The sequence below is a fragment of the Corynebacterium sp. MSK012 genome (genome assembly GCF_030232435.1).
Classification (GTDB): Bacteria; Actinomycetota; Actinomycetes; order Mycobacteriales; family Mycobacteriaceae; genus Corynebacterium; species Corynebacterium jeikeium_D.
The window spans coordinates 17,849-37,636 of the sequence record NZ_JASPJU010000005.1 but is presented as its reverse complement, the minus strand read 5'-3'; the positions used below and the strand labels follow the sequence as shown (position 1 = coordinate 37,636).

Sequence of the window (19,788 nt, the reverse complement as noted above, 5' to 3'; positions counted from 1 at the left end):
AGTAGCTGTGGATAACTTGGGACAACTTGAACTGTTGCCACCTAAGGCAAGCTCAGAGCGTTATTCCGTACCACGCACCTGAATGTCGCCAATAGCAACTGGCAGCAACGAATCCGGAGATTGCTCAGCCAGATTGCGGTCGCCGACAAGTGGGTTGTCCGCATCGGAATTCTGCGACTCAGCATCTGTATCAGCATCTGTATCAGCGTCAGTGTCTGAGTCGCTGTCGGCTACCGCTTCCGCAGCCGTCGGCAAGCCGGAGATCCAGACAACAAGGTTCTTCCACTCAGTGTCGCGGCTATCGATTTCGATGGTCGTCGTACCTGAGGTGGCAGTAGCGCTTCCGAGAACCGTTGTGTCATCCAAGTTCGTCGAGTCAGCATCTCGTAGGCCGCGAACTTCAATGTGCGCGCCCGGGGTCGCCGCGACCTTAAGCTCTCGAATGGTTGCCGGTTCATCGAGAGTGACCCGAATACCAACGCCAGGTTTGAAGTCCTCTGGGCGATTGCCGAACTGGCTGAGGTAAGTCGAAGTTACCCAAAAGCTTTCCTCGTCATTATCGATGGTCAGCTCAGCCATGTCCGGATTGTCTGGACCGGCTGCCGGGTTGTCGCTGTCGGCCTGCCACTCGTTAGCGTCGGCAAGCGAAAGCGTCGTGATCGGAGCCGGGCCGCGTCGTACCGACTCGGAGTTAATCGGTGCGTCCGAGGAACGGTTAACCAGACCAAAGATGCCCGCGGCGACAAGTGCACCGACAATGACTACACCGACAACGACTGCGCCGGTGCTGAATGCGCGGGTGCGATTCTTGGTGTGGTGAGCGTTTGATTGGGCTGCACCGTCGGCATCGATGGATTCGCGCGCACCGGTGTCGGGGTCGATTGCGAGAAACTCCGAAGAGTCGGGGCCGAGCGCTGCAGTGCGGAAATCCTCCGCGAGTGTGCGAGCTGGCGACTCCTGTTGGTTGAAGCTCTCCGGGCGAACCTGCTTCGCGCGGTCGATGGCAGCAGAAATATCGGAGGGGATATTTGGCACGTTGTAGAACAGCTCGTCGATGACAGAAAGCAACGCGTTGTAGTCCGAACGTTGCGAGCTATCGGGCAAAACGACGGGGAAAGCGTCGTAGATGTGGCCGTCGCTGCTGATGCGCAATTGCCCAGGCTTGTTTGTCAGGCCAAGGCAACGTCCAGATTCGTGGGCGTCGGCGATTGTCTCGGCAAGTGATGCTACTGCGAGTGCCAGGGCATCCGGGTGGGCGGCCTGATCGAACCGCTCAATACCGATACTGCTGGTCCAGTCGGCGACGATGAGCACCTCGGTGCGTGTCTTCGCCACGCTATGAATGCGGGACATCCCGGTGCCGGCCAGGTCACGCAGCTCGTTGGTCGTCGTGGCAATCTTCTGGGCAGCAACCGATGGCGAAGTGTCGTAGTACGGCAGTGCAATCGTGTCGACGAAGACAAGTGCGACATCTGAGTTGTCGGGATCTCCCATATCCATGGCGCGCCACAGGCGCAGACCTGGGTAGGTCGCGACTTCAGAACGCAGACGGAAACGACCACCTGAGACCATCTCGCCGGGTACATAGCGGGTCGGGCGAGAACCCTGCGTCGGCATCGGCGGCAACAGCGGCGAAGCGGTGAAGCCCTCGTTTGCCAGACCCGTGGCCTCGCCAATCAGGTTCGACGGGGCAATCGAGAAAGCATCAGCGGCGAAGCCACGTTCGCGCTCCATATCCTCACGGTCGGCGACGGCATTGTCGGCTGCATGAGGCTGCGGAGCAAAGCGACGTAGACCCGGAATGCGGCCGAGGAAGCCACCCAGAACGCGGACCTCTTCCAATGGAGCCTGAGCGAGCACCAGGCCGGTACCGATGAGGAAGACCACGCCGGTGACGATGGTCTGCAGTAGCACACCGAAGGAACCGAAGAAATCGAACAGCACAAGGTCGGTCAATGCGAATGCGCCCCAAGCAACGGCGACACCGACAAGCGACGCCCCCAGTGCCCACAGCACGGTGTGGACGGTCGCCTTACTGTCCAAGTGTCCGAGAGTGCGGCGCAAGAGCAAGAAGCCAATTACTGCGCCGGCGACGAAACCGAAACCGTTGGCGGCACCGAGCAACACGACGACGGTCTCGTCGTCAGAAGCCAGACGAGGAGCGAAGAACGACAGAATCACCTTGACGGTGGTAATGCCGAGGATGATGAAAGTCGGGGTCCAGGCCTCTTCACGGGCGTAGAAAACGCGCAAGTGCAAAAGCACAATGGCGTATGGAATAAGCGAGAACGCCGAGAAGGACAGCGTCCAGCCGAGAATCTCTGCGGTTTCGCGGGGGAACTCCAGATACGCGAAAAGACCGACGGCGATGGGGCGGCCGAATGCGGTGAAGAAGGCAACGATCGGCACCAGCGCAATCATGGTCAGGCGGGTACCGATGGACAGATCGCGGACCACTGCCCCATCATTGCCGTCGGCTGCATTGCGGGACAGTCGCGGCATGATGGCGGTCAGCAAGGTAACGCCGATGATGCCGTAGGGCACCTGCAACAGCAGCCACGCCTGCTGGTAAATCGTCGGCGCGGCCTTGGAGGCAGTCGAGGCAATATTGGTGGTGATGAAGTAACCAGCCTGGGAAATTGCCACGTAGGTAATAATCGCGACACCCATGCCGGTGAACTGTTTGATGCGGTCGTCGATACCCCACAGCGGACGCAAATCAATGCCCGCGCGCTTGAGGTAGGGAATCATGATGGCTGCCTGAATGACGACACCCAGGGTGGTACCAAGACCCAAAAGCAGGATGTGCGGATCGGAGAGTGAACCGTCCGAATCCGGACTCAATTGGCCGGGCAGGAACAGATATAGCAAGAGCGTGGCAATGGCCACGACGTTGTTGGCGACAGGTGCCCACGCACCGGGTTTAAAGATTCCCTTGGTGTTTAGCACCGCCATGAGCAGCGCAAATATGCCGTAGAAGATAATCTGCGGCAATAGTAAGAACGCAAATGACGTTGCCAGCGGAACGTTGACCTTACCGGCCTCGTTAAGGCTCAATCTGGTCAACAGTGGCGCACCTATCACCGCCAGCACCGTCACCACTGCCAACAGCGTCATAGAGACAGTCAAGAGACGTCTAATGAAGGCGGCACCGTGATCTGGATCCTCCTTCTCCGCGCGCACCAACACTGGCACCACCAGAGAAGTCAGCACTGCGCCGAGGACGATTTCCGTAATCAGGTTCGGCAGTGTGTTGGCGACGTTGAAGGCTGAAGCCACAGCCGGACCCAGCGTCGCGCCGATGAGCAGGTTTCGCAAAAAACCCGTAATGCGCGAAATCAGGGTAGCGATTGCCATCGAGCCCGTGGAGGCGACGATGTCCGAGTTCGACTGTCCCTGATTTGCGTCCGCCGTCGAGCCTGCGGAGGAATCGCTGGAAGCGGTTGCTGTCGCAGTTGCCGCCTTTGCTGGCGATGGTGATGCCGATTCCGTCATCGCGTCAGTGGCGGTATCGGCATTTGCCTTATGGCCGGATACGCGAGTTAGGTCCGGGGCCGCTTCGGCCGGCTGAGATTCAGCCGTTGGCCGCGCCGCCGGAACCGGAGCCGGTGGCGCGGGGCGACGAATGCGGCCTCGAAGTCCAGATTTATGCGCGTCTGAGTCAGTCACATGTCCTATTGTTGCTTAAAAGGGGGTCTATTTCCGAAAGTACTGTGACCGTTTTGCGGCAAAAAACCCACCAACAGTGACGATGACGAGGGTCACGATAGCCAAAACCCCAACCGAAGCGCCCGATTGCACGGAAATACTCACTGATCGGGAAATGGGCGTGCCGCCAGGTGATTCGAGCCACAGCAACAGATTGTGGGAGTTGTCTCCACTATCCCGTGGCCGGTCTCCCTCTGGAGCATTGGTTGCCGGAGTGGATTCTGCATCATCACCCGACTTCGGAGTGAACTGAACAGTCACCGACCCCTTGGCGGGGATGGCGGCCTCATACTTCTCCTCCAACACCGAATCTCCAGCGCCGACGCGCACGAACGCGGGAACCGGCAGCGGCAGGCCATTACGAGCCAGCACCGCAATCGGCGACAGCTGCGTTGCGCGGGTGTAGACACCGCCGGGAGCTACCAACGTCACCGAATTGCGCAGGCGTCGATTCATAATCAGTGCCTGGTCGCTGAGTTCTTCGCTCCGCCGCTGCACGTCAGTTGACTGCAGCTGATTTCGCCGGCCGAGAGTTGTAAACGAGCGCAGCAAGTCGTGCCGCAGGGGACGGGTGAATTCATACCGTGTCAGTGCGACATTGGGATCGTTGGACATGATTGTGGTCAGGTCCGTGATTTCGCGGGAGGCCAGTTGAGCCTTCTCCACGAGCGTCTCACTCACTGGCGCGGGATCGGCAAGTTCGTCAATTGGAGTAACCGAGCCCGCATCCAGGTCGTGAGCTGAAGTGGTGATGGAGTCCATCAGCGGAGTCAGCTCAGCCAGGTTATCGTCCACGGCTTTCCGGACCGCGGCCATGAAATCTTCAGCGTCGCTAGCGCGTGGATCCCAACCGGACGGTGGTGCTGCCACCACAGCCGCGCGAGGGTCATCCGAATCAGTCAGTGATTGGAACAGAGTGCCAATCGCTGTCTGCATCCGTGCAGCCTCGGAGTCGATTCGGAAATCGTAGCGTCCGAGCAAATTCGAATACGCCACAGTCTGGGGAGACCGTCCTGTTGCAGCCAGAGAGGTTGTCAGTGCCCCAGGGAGGGCGAAGGCGCGGCTACCGTCGGCAAGCACGCCACTATGGCCGGGGCGCAGTGTCTGACCATCGGCGGTGAAGGCGGTGTTGTCTGCGACTAACACGGTGGTGTCGTGCGCGGCTTCGGGTGGAGTGGGCGAGGGTGGCATCGTCTCGCTGGTATCTACGCGGTTTTCGAATGCGCGCTCCGGGGTGGTCCCGTTCAGGGCCGTGGCCGCCGAGTACAGCGGGGCGCTTTCCGACGTCACGTATCCCTCGGCCGGCAAATAGAGGCCCGGCAGTGCCTGAACGTCCAAATGCTTGGCGATAGTCTGCCGACCAGCGGCGAGTGCCTCCATCGAAAGCTCGTGATCCCCCACGCGAGCCACGGCGCTGGCATCGGTGCCGCCCCACGGCAGTGACAGTGTGCAGGTGTCCTGTGTGAGATCGTGCAGCCGATTGAGCCAGGCGGCAGCATTGTCACTGGCGGGCATATGCGTGAGATTGGTGTCATCCGCGTTTCCCCAGGAATCCCGCAGTCGCGGAGAGGACTCCACAGGACTTGGGCGGCTGGTGCCAATCCAGTATTCGCGGGTCATCCTGGAGATTGCGTCGAGGGTCTCCGGGTCGATGGCGATGCAGGTCGATTCCCGCAACCTCTGCCCATCCGGGCCGGCAAAGCCCTTTTCCAACGAGGTGAGCAAACCGTCGAGGCGGCCACCGCGTTCGAGAGACTCGGCCAAAGAATTGTCGGTGAGGATGAGATTCGGCGACGAGGGTGCGTCACCGGTCTCACCGCCGACCAGTGGCACTGGCTGGCTGATGGGCCAAATCAGCGAAAACGGCACTGGGTCGCGGCGGGTGGGCGCATCGGAATTGTCGGTCTCATCGTTGTCGTTCTCATCACCGGCAGGCGGTTCCGGCTCATCACCTGCGGCTTGCGGATCCGTCACCGGTAGCAGTGCGCGTGTTTCCGCCAGCAGGCGGTCGATGTCATCTGCCGGTTGCCCGTTAGCATTGATGAGCAGCGGAAACGTGCCGGCTTCCGTGATGTCGAGTCCTTCTGGGGACGGTGCGGAGATAGGAACACTTAGCGTAACCTCACGCTTCTCCCCCGCTTTCAGCTCGATGGGGGCACTGAAGGTCCCAGCCACATCAAACACCGATTCAGGCTCAGCGAGAATCGTCCGCGCATCTGCAGAGGAAGCCAGTGCGCCGGCCCGCTGTGGGCGCAGCGCAACATTGCTGATATCCGCATCGGAGGTGTTGTGCACCTGCACCTTGATGGTCAGTGTCGAATGCAGAGCCGCGACATGCGGAGTGAAGCTGGTTATCGAAAGCCGAAGGGGGCCCTGTTCACCGACACGATTGGTGCCACTGCCCCACAACTGCTCATCTTGCGCAAAAGCTGGGGGCGCAACGGTCGTCGGCAAGCACAGTATGAGCGCTGCGGAAGCGGCCGTGACTTTACGAACAACATTTCTTGGCAACTGCAACCTGAACATGCGCAATCACCTCGGCGTCTGCCGGCCTGCTCGCTTTTCCGCGCGGGCGAGATCGGGCAGCAGATTGTGCGCGCGCCGGGCCAGTTTGCGTTCGTCAGCGTAGGCCAACCGTTCCACCAGGGTGTCTACAGGGACCCACATGACCTGGGTGACCTCGGGGTCTTCGTCGTTCAAATCGCCATCGACGTAGCGCAGAAGGTGATGGTGCACGGTCTTGTGAATCCGCGTGCCATCGGAGACAAACCAGTAGTCAATCACACCGAGCTCTTCGATGACCTCGCCGCGAATGCCCGTTTCTTCCCACACCTCACGTTCGGCGGTGGAAGCGAAAGCTTCGCCGGGTTCGACATGGCCCTTAGGCATCGACCACAGCAGGCGCCCGCGACGATCGTGCCGACCAATGAGCGCGACATAAATCCGTGACAGGTTGACCTTGCCGCCATCTCCGACCGCCTCGGCAAGCCCCGAGACGACCAGTCCGCCCGCCGAAGTCTCAATCGAGGTCTGCATCGGCGCTGCATTTTGCGCGCGCGACGAGTGCGCACGGCGATTGTTTGTGCGCTTCGTCTGTGCGTGACGACGGCGATTGGTCCTATCCTGACCGTTCTTACGGCCACCGCGGTTGTTCGACTGCTTCGAGGGTCGTGCCGACTTCGGTGATTTGGAAGATTTCTTGGCGCCACCGGAGTTTGGCTTGGCCTTTTGGGGGCCATTGGCACCGGAGCCACTACGTTTCGCAGAATTTCCGCTGGTAGTAGCGTTGCTAGTGTTGGTGGACGAGGAAACGCCACCCCTTCTGCGCGGTCGCCGACGACGTCGACGGCTCTTCGCCGCCGAGTTGTCATTGCGTACCACGTTGTTCATTCCACTTAGACTACCGGGTTTATAGGTATAAGCGGGTATTGTGTCGGTCGTGACACAATCGACTCCTTCAACGACAAATGGTGACCAGCCCGGAGGGACTACACCTCACGGTGCTACTCCGGCGACTGCTGACGCGGACCCACAGGTGCGCAGGACGGCAATGCTGGCAGTGGCGGATCAGGCAATCGCCAAGGAGTCGGAGATCCTGGATTCGCTGGCAGCTGCGTTTAGTGCAGCTGGCCATCGCCTGTACCTCGTGGGCGGTTCTGTGCGCGATGCTCTCTTAGGGCGACTGGGCGTGGATCTCGATTTCACCACCGACGCGCGCCCGGAGGTGACACGCGCAATCCTCGATGACTGGGCGGACATTGTCTGGGATACCGGCATTGAATTCGGCACACTCTCCGCGGAACGGCATGGCCGTCAGGTGGAGATCACCACCTTCCGCGCGGATACGTATGACCAGGTCAGCCGGAATCCGGAGGTCACTTTCGGTGACACGTTGGAGGGCGATCTAATCCGCCGTGACTTCCGCTGTAACGCCATCGCCGTGGAGCTCCACGGTGACGGCACCCGCACCTTCCTTGACCCGCTCGGAGGTTTCGAGGATCTTGTCGCGGGTGTGTTGGATACCCCGGGTGCGCCGGAGGTCAGTTTTGGCGACGACCCCCTGCGGATGCTGCGTGCCTGCCGCTTCGCATCCCAGTTGGGGTTCGATGTGGCACCGCGTGTGCTCAAGGCGTTGAAGGAAATGTCCAGCGAAATTGACCGCATCACGGTCGAGCGCATCTCCACCGAGCTGAACAAGCTCATCCTGGGTGCGGACCCAAGCCGAGGTATCGACCTGATGGTGGAATCGGGGTTGGCCGACCGCGTGCTGCCGGAGATTTCCGACATGCGCATGACGCAGGATGAACACCGCCAGCACAAGGATGTCTACCAACACTCTCTGCAGGTCATGCGGCAAGCTATTGACCAGGAAGAACCCGGTGAACCGGACCTCGTACTGCGCTGGGCGGCACTGCTGCACGACTGCGGCAAACCCGCTACCCGTGCCTACAACGAGCAGGGAAACGTCACCTTTTACCAGCACGAAGTGGTTGGTGCGAAGCTGGTGCGGCGCCGCCTTCGGAAACTGAAGTTCCCGAAGAAGACCAACCACGAAATCTCGCAGTTGGTCTACCTGCACATGCGCTTCCACGGCTACGGCGAAGGCAAGTGGACGGACTCGGCGGTGCGACGTTATGTCAACGACGCCGGAGATCTGTTGGAACGACTCAACAAAATCGTGCGGGCCGACTGTACGACGAGAAACCGTCGTAAAGCAGCACGCCTCGCACGAGCCTGCGACAGCCTGGAAGCGCGAATCAAGGAGCTCGCCGAGCAGGAGGACCTCGCACGCGTCCGCCCCGACCTGGATGGCAACGAAATCATGGAAATTCTGGACCTGAAGCCCGGCAAAGAAGTCGGACAGGCCTGGAATTACCTGAAAGAGCTGCGATTGGAGTCCGGTCCGCTGGAGCGTGAAGATGCTATCTTGGCGCTGAAGAAATGGTGGTACGAGCAGTCCGGTGAGCAGGCTGAAAGCGAAAGTGAGAGCTAATGGCATCGATTAATCCGGAAAATCTCTACGGCGACCGGCTTTTTACCAGCCTTGAGCGCAACGACCCGGCTGCCGGGATGCTGCTGCTCGCAGCACCCGGCATGCTCTCGCCGGAGTTTTCCCGCTCGGTGATTTTCCTTATTGAGCACGATGAACACGGCACCCTTGGTGTCGATCTCACGCAGCGTTCGCAGACGCCGGTGCACAATGTGCTCGAGCCTTGGGCGCCGCTGATGGCCAAGCCGCCGGTGCTCTACGTCGGGGGTCCGGTCAACCAGACACAGCCAATCTGCATTGGTGTGGTGCGAAATGGTGCCACCCTCCCAGAGGAGACCGACAGTATTACCGGTGCCCCGCTGATGGAACGCATCGCTCACAGGTTTGCGCTGGTCAACCTCGGTGCGGAGCCGGAGGGCGTACGCGACCGCATAGATGGCGCACGCATCTTCGCCGGTTACGCAGGCTGGGATCCGGGGCAGCTGGAAGACGAGCTCGAGCGCGGTGACTGGTACGTCGCCCCTGCCCTGCCCTCAGATGTACTCGCGCCTGCTGCCGCGGACATCTGGGGTGATTGCATGCGCCGTCAGCCCTGGCCGCTGCCACTGTATGGCACCTATCCCGTAGATGTACGTGACAACTAGATGAGTGAGCACATCAATACCGAAGGAAACAGGGCTGAAGGAAGTAGCGCCACAGGAAACAGCGACCGCAGCGACATAGCTGCCGGCATCCGGCAGACACTGCCCGTGGGCATGGGACTCATTCCGCTAGGGCTCGCATTCGGCCTGCTCATCGCACAAACTGGCTTTAGCTGGTGGTGGGCCCCCATCTTCTCCTTCGTGGTCTACGCCGGGTCGATGGAATTCCTCGCTGTCGGCCTGGTTATGGCGCATACGGGTCTGCTCGGCTGTGCCGTGACGTCCTTTATGGTCAACTTCCGCCACGTCTTCTACGGACTGACGTTCCCACGCGACCGGATACAGTCTCGTCTCGGCCGCGCATATTCCACATACGCGCTTACCGACGAGTCGTATGCCATCGTCTCTGCAGCAAATCCGACCGAAAAGATGTCGGGCCACCGACTGCTGACGATTCAGATTCTCTGCCAGTTATTGTGGGTGGGCTCCGGCATTGTCGGGGCGCTAACCGGCGCAGCACTGCCCGAGGGTATCCGCGGTGCCGAGTTCGCACTGGTGGCGCTCTTTACGGTGCTGGCCATGGACGCGTTTGAGACTTCTAAGGACTGGTCACTGCCCCTGTCCGCTATCGTCTGCACGCTGGTGGGCTGGCTGATTAACCCGAACCAGATGCTGGTTATCGGACTGCTGATGTACTTCGGCCTGCTGCTGTTGCGCGTGTGGTCACCGCGGGTGGATCGGGTGATGCGCATGACGTCGGCAAGCAATCAGCGTACGACGGAGGGAGAGCGAGCATGACCGCGATGCCCGATTCCGGCTATGTGCTTGCCGCGCTCTTTGCGATGGGTACGGTGACTCTTGCGCTGCGTGCGCTGCCGTTTGCATTCGTGCGCACTCTGAAGGGGTCTCCCCTGTTCGAGTTCCTCGGCACGACCATGCCGGTTGGAGTCATGGTGGCGTTGGTTGCCTACACCGTCTTCGGGCGGCTAGGACTCAGCGGTGAGAGTGGCGACCCCGGCGCTGCCTGGGCCGTGCCCGTAGCGCTGGCCGTCACCGTTGGCCTGCACTGGTGGCGGCGCAACACCGTGATTTCGATTTTTGTAGGCACGGCGCTGTATATGGTCCTCGTGAACCTTGTCGCGTGAGGTGCGCTGTGTGTGGGACGGTGCCAGCGGACCAGTGGCTAGCGGCAGTGGCTAGAACTGTGCCGGTACCTGACCAGTGAAGTCCGGTAGTCCCGGAATCTGGGGCAGCTGCGGGGATTCCGGCAGATTCAGTAGTTCGCCGAGATTTGGGCTCTCGGGCAGGTTCGGGACGCCTGGGATGTCCGGCAGCGATGGAGTGCCCAGCGTGCCGTCGAAGGCATTCTGAACATCGCTGGTGTGAGTTTCCTTCGTGCCGTAGGTGTTAGCAGCGACGCTGAAGTCAGGTCCAATGGATGCCGAGGCGTGAACGCTCTGGCGGTCATCGGACCAACCCCACTTTGTGCCAATAACACCCGGCAGCGTGGCGGTGCCGTAATCCTGACGGTAGTCATCCGCTGCCACAGGTGACGCGGTGCTCATAGCAACCAGAACCGGGTCAGAAGTGTTCTCACGCTTCTTGGCCTCCAGGAACTTCACAGTGTCCGCGCTGGACGTAGTTGAATTTCCCCAGTGACCTGCATCGTGGGTGTTGCTGAGGCCGTATTCACGCGCAGTGGCGTTGATGGAATCCGGGTAACGGCCATAGAGCTCACTGGCGATATTGTCATCGGAGTAGCGAATCATCTCTGTGGCCTTCGCCTTGTCCGCTTCTGTGCCATGTTTGAAGACGTAGTCCGCAATGTAGAGCTTGACAATCGAAAGCCCCGGACGAGCTTCATTCTCGTTCGCCGTACCGTAGTGCGTGCCACTTGGGGTGTGGGTAAAGCTGATCTGGGTTCGCCCCGGAGCATCAATAGTGCCCTGCGGAGTCAGTTTTGGCTGCGGAGCCGCAGCGACGTTTCCAGCTGCCAGCGGAAGGCTGGTGACAGCGATGACACCGGTAAGACCCATGCGAATCGCGCGGGAAGGCCGTGGAGTAAGACGATGACGAGCGTTCATAACAAAAAACCAATCTACACGCGCAGGTGACCGACGCGCTGCCAAGCTGGATCGTAAGCGGTATCGATGACATGCTCTCCCTCGGTCCACGTCTCCGCAACAGCTTGCAGACCCGCCTCCGCATCAGATGCCGGGTCAATAAAGAAGTGCATCAGAGCCATGCCATCGGATTGCTCAGTTGCAACAAAAATACCCTTGTCCTCAGCGATGGCTTCAGCGGCAGCGGTATTGAACTCGGAGAGGGATTCCTTCGATTCGTCCGTCGGCAAGCCCTTGTCGTCAATATTGCCGAGCATGAGCTGAATCAGCACATGCTGCGTCATAGTCGGGCTCACCAGCTGCGTAATCGGAGCGCGGGTGGCGACGACGAGCGGCTGGCCGTTGGCTTCGGCATCAATGGTGAGCCACTCGGGGCACTCTTCCGCGAGCTTCTCGACGACACCGCCCAGCTCCGGTAGCGGGATCGCACCTTCCGGCTCCTCGCCGGCGAAGGCAAAACCGCGTAGCCATAGGCCGAAGTCCTCCTCCCCCAGAGCCAGCTGCAGCAGCGTGAAACCGAGCTGAGCTACCAAGCGCTCACCGTCCTCCAACTGAGCAATTGCCGGGAACAGCGGGTGGAATAGGCGAACGTCCACTGCCCCATGACCACTGCTAACAGCCACGCGGGCGTCTGCCGGATCGACCTCGGCCGGAGCATCGGCCTCGAGAGCACCCTGTGCAACCAACGTGGCCGCGACATCCCCCAGCGACAGCTTCATCGCCGGATCCGCCTGACGGAGGTCGGTGAAAGACCACACCGCGCCGTCGTCAGGCGCGGCCTCCAGCCAACGGCGAGCGACCGGACGCAGCTCAGGGTCACCCGCAGCGCTAACAGTCAGAAGGTGGCGAGAATACGGAGCGCCAGCCTCAAACCCCCAGATGAGCCGGTCATTAATAGCGGCGATGCGGCCGCCGACCTCCTTCTGGACATCAATAATGTCCACATCGGCGGCGTTCGGAGCACCATCGATACCGAGCTGGACACTAAACATCGAGTCGAGCGCATCGGCGCAAAAAGAGTTCCACCACGACCAGAACTCGTTGATTGCGGTCTCTTCTGCGGCGCGCTGTTCCGGGGAGAACGGAGCCGGATTCTCGTTAGCCATGCTGAATCTCACACTTTCGTTTGCTCGTTTAAAACCGAACCATATGTTGTGCGCCCCAGTATATGTGCCAAGCCGGATTCGCTCCTCGGGTCCATGCGCTAGACCGCGTTAAGCGGGTTGTGGCTCCGGCTCAGCTTCTGCTTCCTTGCCCCAGCGAGCGGCGTAGACCGCACAGATCATCAGCTGAATCTGGTGGAAAATCATCAGCGGCAAAATGTAGAGGCTGGCATCGGCACCGAAGATAACGGCAGCCATGGGCAGACCGGTGGCCAGGGACTTCTTCGAACCGCAGAACTGAATCGCAATGCGGTCCTTGCGGTCGAAGCCCATCTTATTTGCGATGAATCCGGACAACCGCAAAACGAATTCCACCAGCACGACCGAAAGCACACACAGGATGACAATGTCCCCTGCCGGCACCTTCGACCAGATGCCCTGCACCATGCCCTGGGAGAAGGCTGCGTAAACGACCATTGCGATAGATAGGCGGTCAACGTTCTTAGTCGTCTTCGCGGCGGCAAACTTCAGGGTCCAACGGCGAGTGAGCTGGCCGATTGCGAATGGCAGCAGCAACTGCAGCGAAATATCCAAGAACACCGACGAATCCACATGAACGCCGCCACCGGTGGCCATCAACAGCATCACCAGCACCGGTGTGACCACAATGCCCAGCAGGTTAGATGCCGAGGCACTGACGATTGCGCCGGCGACATTGCCCTTGGCGATGGAGGTGAAGTTCACACTCGACTGCACCGTCGACGGTGCCAGTGTCATGTACAAAATGCCCAGGTAGAGGCCAGGCGAGAGAATCCAATCCAGGGGTTTCATGAGCAGGCCGAGGATTGGGAACAGCACGAATGTGAAAGCCAGAATGGTTATGTGCAGCCGCCAATGCTTAACACCGGCCAACGCATCCTGCGGGCTCAGGCGCGCGCCATAGAGGAAGAACAAGAAGCCAATGGCGATCTTTGTGGCCCAGCTGAAAACCTCAGCGGTAGTGCCGCTTGCAGGAAAAATAATCGCCAGTATCGCTGCAGCAACGATACCGACGATGAGGGGATCTGGACGCCAATTCACAATTCGTTGCCACATGGACAAACAGTTTAGTGGGCAACCAGATGTTGTCTTACTGTTTTGCAGAAGCTTTTCTCTGCAATAATTTTTTTACTTCTTCTGCTCAGCTGCCTTGCGCAGCGCATCCTTGTCCACAGGCTTGAAAGTGACATTCGCGGATGAGCCCTTGTCCGTGCACAACCCTTCCAGACCACAGGAGCTGCAGCCACCGGAGACACCGCAGTCTGCTGCCGGGTTGTCGGAGCAGCAGGCATCATCAGCCGCAGTGTCGGTGGCATCAGTGGCGGCGGAGCCACAGCCACAGCCGCTGTCACCGTCACCGCACCCACAACCGGAGCCGGACTCGGCGGAGACCTTGGCGTCGTAAAGCGCGATGGTGTGCGAGCCGATAGCCGCACCAATGCCGAGCATGGCGATACCGGCGAGCAGAGCGACGGCGTACCACAGCCACATCCAACCAGAGGCCTCCGGGCGGATGGCGAGGAAGCCGAGCATGGTGGCACCGAGGAAAGCGACAGCGGACACAGCCCACGGCGGGCCGGCAACGCGGTGCGTAATATCCCAGTTTTCCTGGGACTTTCGAGCCTCAGGCGCACGAATTCCGATCCAGTTATTACCCGGTAGCTTCGCCGACCATGCCAAACCAGCGACAACGGCTATGCAAACAGCCAGAACCAGGGTAATTACAGGGATGACAATCATGCTTCCAATTTATATAGGTGGTTGAGCACGTGCCAAACGCACCTATTAGACTGTGAGACCATGACCAACAGCGAAAAGTCCTCGTCCTCGGCAGAAGCCACCGACTACCGCTACTCCCCCGAGCTGGCGACTCAGCTAGAGGGAAAGTGGCAGGCGTATTGGAAAGATAACGGCACCTTCTACGCCCCCAACCCGGTGGGCGATTTGGCAGCTGCCGACGGCTCGACTCCGCCGAAGGACAAGCTTTTCGTCCAGGACATGTTCCCGTACCCGTCCGGTGTCGGTCTGCACGTAGGCCACCCGCTGGGATACATCGCCACCGACGTCTTCGCGCGCTTCCACCGCATGCAGGGCGCAAACGTGCTGCACACCCTGGGCTACGACGCCTTCGGCTTGCCGGCGGAGCAGTTCGCAATCCAGACCGGTACGCACCCGCGCGTGACGACGGAAACGAATATCGCCAACATGGAGCGACAGCTGGGCCGCCTGGGACTTGGCCATGACCGCCGCCGTGTTTTCGCGACCACTGACCAGGACTACTACAAGTGGACGCAGTGGATTTTCCTGCAGATTTACAACGCCTGGTTCGATGAGGATCAGAAGAAGGCCCGTCGCATCGATGAGCTGATTCCACTCTTGGAGTCGGGCGAGATGGCTACCAAGGACGGTCGCGTCTACGCTGAGCTCAGCGAGACCGAGCAGCGCGAAGCCGTGGATGAGTTCCGTCTGGTTTACCAGTCGAATTCGATGGTCAACTGGTGTCCGGGCCTCGGCACTGTGCTGTCCAACGAAGAAGTGACCGCCGAGGGCCGTTCGGAGCGCGGTAACTTCCCGGTGTTCCGCAAGCGGCTGGGCCAGTGGATGATGCGCATCACCGCATACGCTGACCGCCTGGTCGACGACCTGGAGCTGCTGGACTGGCCGGACAAGGTCAAGTCCATGCAGCGCAACTGGATCGGCCGCTCCCGCGGTGCCGAGGTCGACTTCACAGCCGAGGTCGGCCCGAAGGTCTCCACCAAGATCAGGGTCTTCACCACTCGCCCGGACACTCTCTTCGGAGCCTCCTACATGGTGCTTGCTCCTGAGCACGAGCTGGTGGATCAGCTGGTCGAAGCCGGCAGCGGTTCCTACGAGGGCGTGGATGAGCGCTGGACCTTCGGCAAGGAAACCCCAGCCGAGGCCGTCGCCGCTTACCGCGCCGCAATTGCCTCCAAGTCCGACCTGGAACGCCAGGAGAACAAGGAAAAGACCGGTGTCTTCCTGGGCGCTTACGCCACCAACCCGGTGAGCGGTGAGCAGGTGCCGGTATTCATTTCCGACTACGTCCTGATTGGCTACGGCACCGGTGCCATCATGGCTGTCCCGGCCCACGATGAGCGCGACTACGAGTTCGCCACTGCCTTCGGTCTGCCAATCCGCGAGGTCGTCGCAGGTGGTGACATTGCAAAGGAGGCGTACGTCGGTAACGGTACGTGCGTGAACTCCGCCAATGATTCCGGCCTGGACATCAATGGCCTGGACAAGGACACCGCCATCGCCACCGTCATTGAGTGGTTGGAGAAGGAAGGTGCTGGTCACGAGAAGGTCCAGTACAAGCTGCGCGACTGGCTGTTCGCCCGCCAGCGCTACTGGGGCGAGCCCTTCCCCATCGTCTACGACGAGGACGGTCACGCCCACGCGCTGCCCGAGTCCATGCTTCCGGTCGAGCTGCCAGAGGTCGAGGACTACAAGCCGGTCACCTTCGACCCGGACGACGCCGACACCGAGCCAAAGGCTCCTCTGGACAAGGCCACTGACTGGGTCAATGTCGAGCTCGATCTCGGCGATGGCAAGAAGAAGTACCGCCGTGACACCAACGTCATGCCGAACTGGGCAGGTTCCTCCTGGTACCAGCTGCGCTACATCGACCCGAACAACGCTGAGGAGTTCGTTGACCTGGAAAACGAGCGCTACTGGACCGGCCCTCGCCCGGAGACTCACGGTAAGGACGACCCAGGCGGCGTCGACCTCTACGTCGGTGGCGTCGAGCACGCAGTGCTGCACCTGCTCTACTCCCGCTTCTGGCACAAGGTCCTCTTCGACCTCGGCTACGTGACCTCCAAGGAGCCGTACCGCCGTCTGTTCAACCAGGGCTACATCCAGGCTTACGCCTACACCGATGCCCGTGGTGTCTACCAGCCGGCCGATCAGGTTGTTGAGCGCGATGATAAGTTCCTCATCCCAGGCGGCGCCGAAGACGGCTCTGACCTGGAAGTTTTCCAGGAGTACGGCAAGATGGGCAAGTCCCTGAAGAACGCTGTCTCCCCCGACGAGGTCTGCGACAACTACGGCGCCGACACCCTGCGCGTCTACGAGATGGCCATGGGTCCGCTGGACACTTCCCGCCCGTGGGCGACGAAGGATCTGGTCGGCTCGCAGCGCTTCCTCCAGCGCGCTTGGCGCCTGGTGGTCAATGAGGACTCCGGGGAGCTCGCCGTCACGGACGCAGCGCTTTCCGACGACGACCTCAAGGCGCTCAACCGCACCGTGGAAGGGGTTACCTCTGACTACGCAGAGCTGCGTGACAACACGGCCGTCGCAAAGCTCATTGAGTACGTCAACTACCTGACTAAGACCTACGGTTCGACCGGTGCCCCGCGCGCCGCCGTGGAACCGCTGGCCCTCATGCTTGGCCCTGTGGCACCGCACATCGCGGAGGAACTGTGGAGCCGTCTCGGCCACACCGAGTCCCTGGCACACGGTCCGTGGCCGGCAGTTGACGAAAAGTGGCTGGTCGACGACACCGTTGAGCTGCCAGTTCAGATCAACGGCAAGGTTCGCGCTCGCATTGACGTGGCTACCGATGCTTCCCGCGAGGACATCGAGGCCGCCGCGCGTGCCGACGAAAAGGTTGTCGCAGCTGTGGAGAACGCCGGTGGCAATATCGTGAAGGTCATTGTCGTTCCGGGCAAGATGGTCAATCTAGTTGTGAAGAAGTAGCCGGGAGGCTAATGCCTACAAGAAAGTGTCTGGGTTTATGTCAGTTTGAAGCCTAAAATCGGCTCAAATTTGACATAAACCCAGACACTTTCTCGCTTGAGACTTTCTCGCAAAAGCCTCAAGGGGTGGCTCCGAGGCTGGCCGCCTCTTACCCCTACTTAACGCCCAGAATCAGGACGCCGAATGTGGAGAGCATCCACATCAAAGTGAAGGGCATGAGCACCCAGCACATAGCGAGCCACGCGCGCCAGTTGCGGAAGTTCTTCCACTCCACGTAGGTCTGCCAGAAGCCCAAAAGGCAGCCGACCAGGGAGATTACGCCCGGGACAACGGGGAAAAGGATCTCCCAAGTGCGGGAGCAGAGGAAGCTGGACTTACCCGCATCACAGGTGGGGCCACCGACAATGGCGCCGGCGATGCCAATAATGAGGCCCGCGAGCAGCGTCGTAAGAATCACACCCGCGGTGTAGATGTAGGCACGCTTGCCGGAATACATCTTGCGCTCAAGCTCGTCGAAGATTTCATCCTCATTGCGCTCTGGTGTACTGCGTTCCGATGAATTATCCACCTTCTGCTCCCCTCGCCTCTAAATGCCGTCTGATGTGCCTGCCATACTAGGCCGGAGTAATCAGCATTGGCACTGGGCTGTGGCGAACGATGTGGTTAGTCGACGAGCCGATGAAAATTCGCCCGAATGGGCCAAGAGTAGACGAACCCAAAACGAGCAAGTCTCCCTTTTTCCACTTGATGGACTGAATGGCCTCTTCCCAACCGTTGCCGGAGGCTACTTCCGCATCAATGGAAAGGTCTGGGTAACGGGTATGCGCGCGGTCGATACCGCGGTCGAGCAGGCCCATAGCCTGCTCGCGCCACTCAATCATCAGGTCAGAGGAGGGGCCGTAGCCGTTCTCCGTCGGGTACATGGTCGCACCACGCGGCGTAAATGAGACCAAACGCAGGGGAACTTCCCAGCGATATGCCAGGTCAGCAGCCTTATTCAATGCGTGGTGCGACTGTGGGGTGTCAATGTAGCAAATGCTGACACGGGTCACACCGTGTTTAGAAAGCTTCGCGCCGGGAATCGCCAATCCCAGCGGGATTGGTGAGTAATGCAGCAGCGCATCCGAGGTTGATCCCGCAGTAAAGCGACTGCGGTTCTTGGCGGCCCAGTCCTTGGTATTGCTTCGGCGGGTGCCAAGCAGAACCACATCGGCTTCGAATTCTTCGGCTTCGTTGCAGATAGTTGTGGATTCGCTGGAGGATTCGATGATCCGTACGGCATCGTCGTCAAGCATGCCCTTGCGCAGGCCAGCGAGCTTTAGCTCATCCTTGATGATTTTTTCAAGAGACTCGGTTTCGTGGGAAACCCAGGAGTCATTGGTGCTCAACCGAGCCAGTGAGGTCAGCGGCCAGCCACGCGACAGTGCGCTGACAACGCGAATCTGCACCTTCGTGGTGCGAGCTAACCAAGCGGCGTAAGCAAGCGTTTCGGTGCCGTACTCGCCTGGACGCCACGCAATCATGATACGAAGCGGGCGGGAAGCCATCGCTAATCCTCCTGTGATTACTCAGAAATATCCAAGTGGTGCTTCTGGGTAATAGCCTACGTGGATAGGCGGGCATATTTAAAACGGCACCGAGGAAGTGTAAAAGCTATGTATCCTGCCTGTGGGCTTAAAGGTGGCAGGGCTAGCTGGAAAAGAGACTAGACGCTTGGGTTTGTCTTTGGGTGCTCCGGGTAGTTTTCGAGGATCTTGGACAGAATCGTCTCAAGACCAGCGCCAAACTCCAGCTCTTCCTGGGTCAGCGTGCTGAACATCTCAGCCATCTGCTGATTGCGCTCTTCAGAAACGCGGTGCAGCTCTTCACGGCCACGGTCGGTCAGTTCAACGCGGACGCCACGGCGGTCTTTGCTGTCGCGGACGCGCTCCACCATGCCGGCGACCTCCAAGTGGTGCACGGCGTTGGAGGCGGTGGGCATGCGGATGGCCTCGGCCTCAGCCAACTGGCTGATACGGCAGGCGCCCAGTGCCTCCAGGGTCATCATGATGGACAGCTGCGCGCGACTGAGCTGGGACTCCGAGGAGCGGCGGCTGTAGAGCAGCTCAGCGCGAGTCAGGAGAGGGCGAATGCGCTTAGCGAGCGACAGAGGAGTAACGGCATCAGGATTGCCAATCGAGCCCGAAGATAATGTCATAGCGACGATGTTATATGCGAACAGTGCTAGTTGCCAATACGAAATTTATTTGGGGTGCTATTTATTTTTCTACAACTGGTGATTTCGGCAATGAAATCACCAGGAATCTTCCACCAATCATCTAAAACCCCAGTACAAGGCATTAAACATATCTGCGTATAAGGTTTTTCGGTGCTGGCAGAAACCCCCTAAAGTGTCACTTCTTCTGTACTTAGAACGTTGGGTTGGAGGTAGCCATACGGCTACTTTCGCGAACCCTTTTGGCTTG

15 protein-coding genes are annotated in these 19,788 nt (G+C 59.9%); 5 read left to right on the top strand and 10 right to left on the bottom strand.

Annotated elements, in window-relative coordinates:
- Nucleotides 1–60 precede the first annotated feature (60 nt).
- Genes QP977_RS04170 through QP977_RS04160 form a run of 3 tightly spaced genes read right to left on the bottom strand, consistent with a single transcriptional unit; the run spans nt 61 to nt 7,098 of the window.
- Complete coding sequence (locus QP977_RS04170; protein ID WP_070827212.1) at nt 61–3,669, bottom strand: murein biosynthesis integral membrane protein MurJ; 3,609 nt, start codon at nt 3,667–3,669, stop codon at nt 61–63.
- A gap of 27 nt (nt 3,670–3,696) precedes the next feature.
- Nucleotides 3,697–6,234, bottom strand: a complete 2,538-nt coding sequence (locus QP977_RS04165) for a hypothetical protein (RefSeq protein ID WP_070546007.1) — start codon at nt 6,232–6,234, stop codon at nt 3,697–3,699.
- A gap of 6 nt (nt 6,235–6,240) precedes the next feature.
- Nucleotides 6,241–7,098, bottom strand: coding sequence for an NUDIX hydrolase (locus QP977_RS04160; protein WP_191622131.1), 858 nt, complete (start codon nt 7,096–7,098; stop codon nt 6,241–6,243).
- A 160-nt stretch (nt 7,099–7,258) separates the two neighbouring features.
- Between QP977_RS04160 and QP977_RS04155 the strand changes: the two genes are divergently transcribed.
- From QP977_RS04155 to QP977_RS04140, 4 genes are all read left to right on the top strand, one after another.
- On the top strand, nt 7,259–8,701 hold the full coding sequence (locus tag QP977_RS04155; RefSeq protein WP_016421726.1) for a CCA tRNA nucleotidyltransferase: 1,443 nt from the start codon (nt 7,259–7,261) through the stop codon (nt 8,699–8,701).
- Entirely contained in the window at nt 8,701–9,342 is a 642-nt protein-coding gene (locus QP977_RS04150; protein ID WP_016421725.1) for a YqgE/AlgH family protein, read from the top strand. Before QP977_RS04155 ends, QP977_RS04150 begins: the two co-directional genes overlap by 1 nt.
- A 111-nt stretch (nt 9,343–9,453) precedes the next feature.
- Nucleotides 9,454–10,137, top strand: a complete 684-nt coding sequence (locus QP977_RS04145) for an AzlC family ABC transporter permease (protein ID WP_049170132.1) — start codon at nt 9,454–9,456, stop codon at nt 10,135–10,137.
- The gene (locus tag QP977_RS04140; protein WP_049170093.1) at nt 10,134–10,484 is read left to right on the top strand and encodes a branched-chain amino acid transporter permease; all 351 of its coding nucleotides are present in this window, start codon (nt 10,134–10,136) and stop codon (nt 10,482–10,484) included. Before QP977_RS04145 ends, QP977_RS04140 begins: the two co-directional genes overlap by 4 nt.
- Before the next feature lie 51 nt (nt 10,485–10,535).
- Here the strand turns inward: QP977_RS04140 and QP977_RS04135 are convergent, their stop codons facing one another.
- The 4 genes from QP977_RS04135 to QP977_RS04120 form a co-directional block, all read right to left on the bottom strand.
- The gene (locus QP977_RS04135) at nt 10,536–11,423 is read right to left on the bottom strand and encodes a serine hydrolase family protein (RefSeq protein ID WP_049170092.1); all 888 of its coding nucleotides are present in this window, start codon (nt 11,421–11,423) and stop codon (nt 10,536–10,538) included.
- A 14-nt stretch (nt 11,424–11,437) separates the two neighbouring features.
- Nucleotides 11,438–12,568, bottom strand: coding sequence for a DUF695 domain-containing protein (locus tag QP977_RS04130; protein ID WP_070827211.1), 1,131 nt, complete (start codon nt 12,566–12,568; stop codon nt 11,438–11,440).
- Nucleotides 12,569–12,676: 108 nt separating this feature from the next.
- Nucleotides 12,677–13,660, bottom strand: a complete 984-nt coding sequence (locus tag QP977_RS04125; RefSeq protein WP_049170088.1) for a bile acid:sodium symporter family protein — start codon at nt 13,658–13,660, stop codon at nt 12,677–12,679.
- A gap of 72 nt (nt 13,661–13,732) precedes the next feature.
- Nucleotides 13,733–14,344: an SdpI family protein gene (locus QP977_RS04120; RefSeq protein ID WP_070827210.1), complete on the bottom strand. Its 612-nt coding sequence runs from the start codon at nt 14,342–14,344 to the stop codon at nt 13,733–13,735.
- Between the two features lie 60 nt (nt 14,345–14,404).
- Here QP977_RS04120 and leuS point away from each other — a divergent pair, with 60 nt between their 5' ends.
- Entirely contained in the window at nt 14,405–17,323 is a 2,919-nt protein-coding gene (leuS, locus tag QP977_RS04115) for a leucine--tRNA ligase (protein ID WP_070827209.1), read from the top strand.
- Between the two features lie 154 nt (nt 17,324–17,477).
- Here the strand turns inward: leuS and QP977_RS04110 are convergent, their stop codons facing one another.
- From QP977_RS04110 to QP977_RS04100, 3 genes are all read right to left on the bottom strand, one after another.
- Nucleotides 17,478–17,891: a hypothetical protein gene (locus QP977_RS04110; RefSeq protein WP_049170083.1), complete on the bottom strand. Its 414-nt coding sequence runs from the start codon at nt 17,889–17,891 to the stop codon at nt 17,478–17,480.
- A 46-nt stretch (nt 17,892–17,937) separates the two neighbouring features.
- Nucleotides 17,938–18,870 carry a universal stress protein gene (locus QP977_RS04105; RefSeq protein ID WP_005511918.1) on the bottom strand — a complete coding sequence of 311 codons (933 nt, stop codon included), beginning with the start codon at nt 18,868–18,870 and terminating at the stop codon, nt 17,938–17,940.
- 158 nt (nt 18,871–19,028) lie between these two features.
- Nucleotides 19,029–19,520 (bottom strand): MarR family winged helix-turn-helix transcriptional regulator, encoded by a 492-nt coding sequence (locus QP977_RS04100; RefSeq protein ID WP_016421708.1) that lies wholly within the window; start codon nt 19,518–19,520, stop codon nt 19,029–19,031.
- Nucleotides 19,521–19,788 lie beyond the last annotated feature (268 nt).

Excerpts from the sequence above, each read along its gene's own strand:
- QP977_RS04165 (WP_070546007.1), bottom strand. The coding sequence starts at position 6,234 with ATGTTCAGGTTGCAGTTGCCAAGAAATGTTGTTCGTAAAGTCACGGCC.
- QP977_RS04160 (WP_191622131.1), bottom strand. The coding sequence starts at position 7,098 with ATGAACAACGTGGTACGCAATGACAACTCGGCGGCGAAGAGCCGTCGA.
- QP977_RS04155 (WP_016421726.1), top strand. The coding sequence starts at position 7,259 with ATGCTGGCAGTGGCGGATCAGGCAATCGCCAAGGAGTCGGAGATCCTG.
- QP977_RS04150 (WP_016421725.1), top strand. The coding sequence starts at position 8,701 with ATGGCATCGATTAATCCGGAAAATCTCTACGGCGACCGGCTTTTTACC.
- QP977_RS04145 (WP_049170132.1), top strand. The coding sequence starts at position 9,454 with ATGGGACTCATTCCGCTAGGGCTCGCATTCGGCCTGCTCATCGCACAA.
- QP977_RS04140 (WP_049170093.1), top strand. The coding sequence starts at position 10,134 with ATGACCGCGATGCCCGATTCCGGCTATGTGCTTGCCGCGCTCTTTGCG.
- QP977_RS04135 (WP_049170092.1), bottom strand. The coding sequence starts at position 11,423 with ATGAACGCTCGTCATCGTCTTACTCCACGGCCTTCCCGCGCGATTCGC.
- QP977_RS04130 (WP_070827211.1), bottom strand. The coding sequence starts at position 12,568 with ATGGCTAACGAGAATCCGGCTCCGTTCTCCCCGGAACAGCGCGCCGCA.
- QP977_RS04125 (WP_049170088.1), bottom strand. The coding sequence starts at position 13,660 with ATGTGGCAACGAATTGTGAATTGGCGTCCAGATCCCCTCATCGTCGGT.
- QP977_RS04120 (WP_070827210.1), bottom strand. The coding sequence starts at position 14,344 with ATGATTGTCATCCCTGTAATTACCCTGGTTCTGGCTGTTTGCATAGCC.
- leuS (WP_070827209.1), top strand. The coding sequence starts at position 14,405 with ATGACCAACAGCGAAAAGTCCTCGTCCTCGGCAGAAGCCACCGACTAC.
- QP977_RS04105 (WP_005511918.1), bottom strand. The coding sequence starts at position 18,870 with ATGGCTTCCCGCCCGCTTCGTATCATGATTGCGTGGCGTCCAGGCGAG.
- QP977_RS04100 (WP_016421708.1), bottom strand. The coding sequence starts at position 19,520 with ATGACATTATCTTCGGGCTCGATTGGCAATCCTGATGCCGTTACTCCT.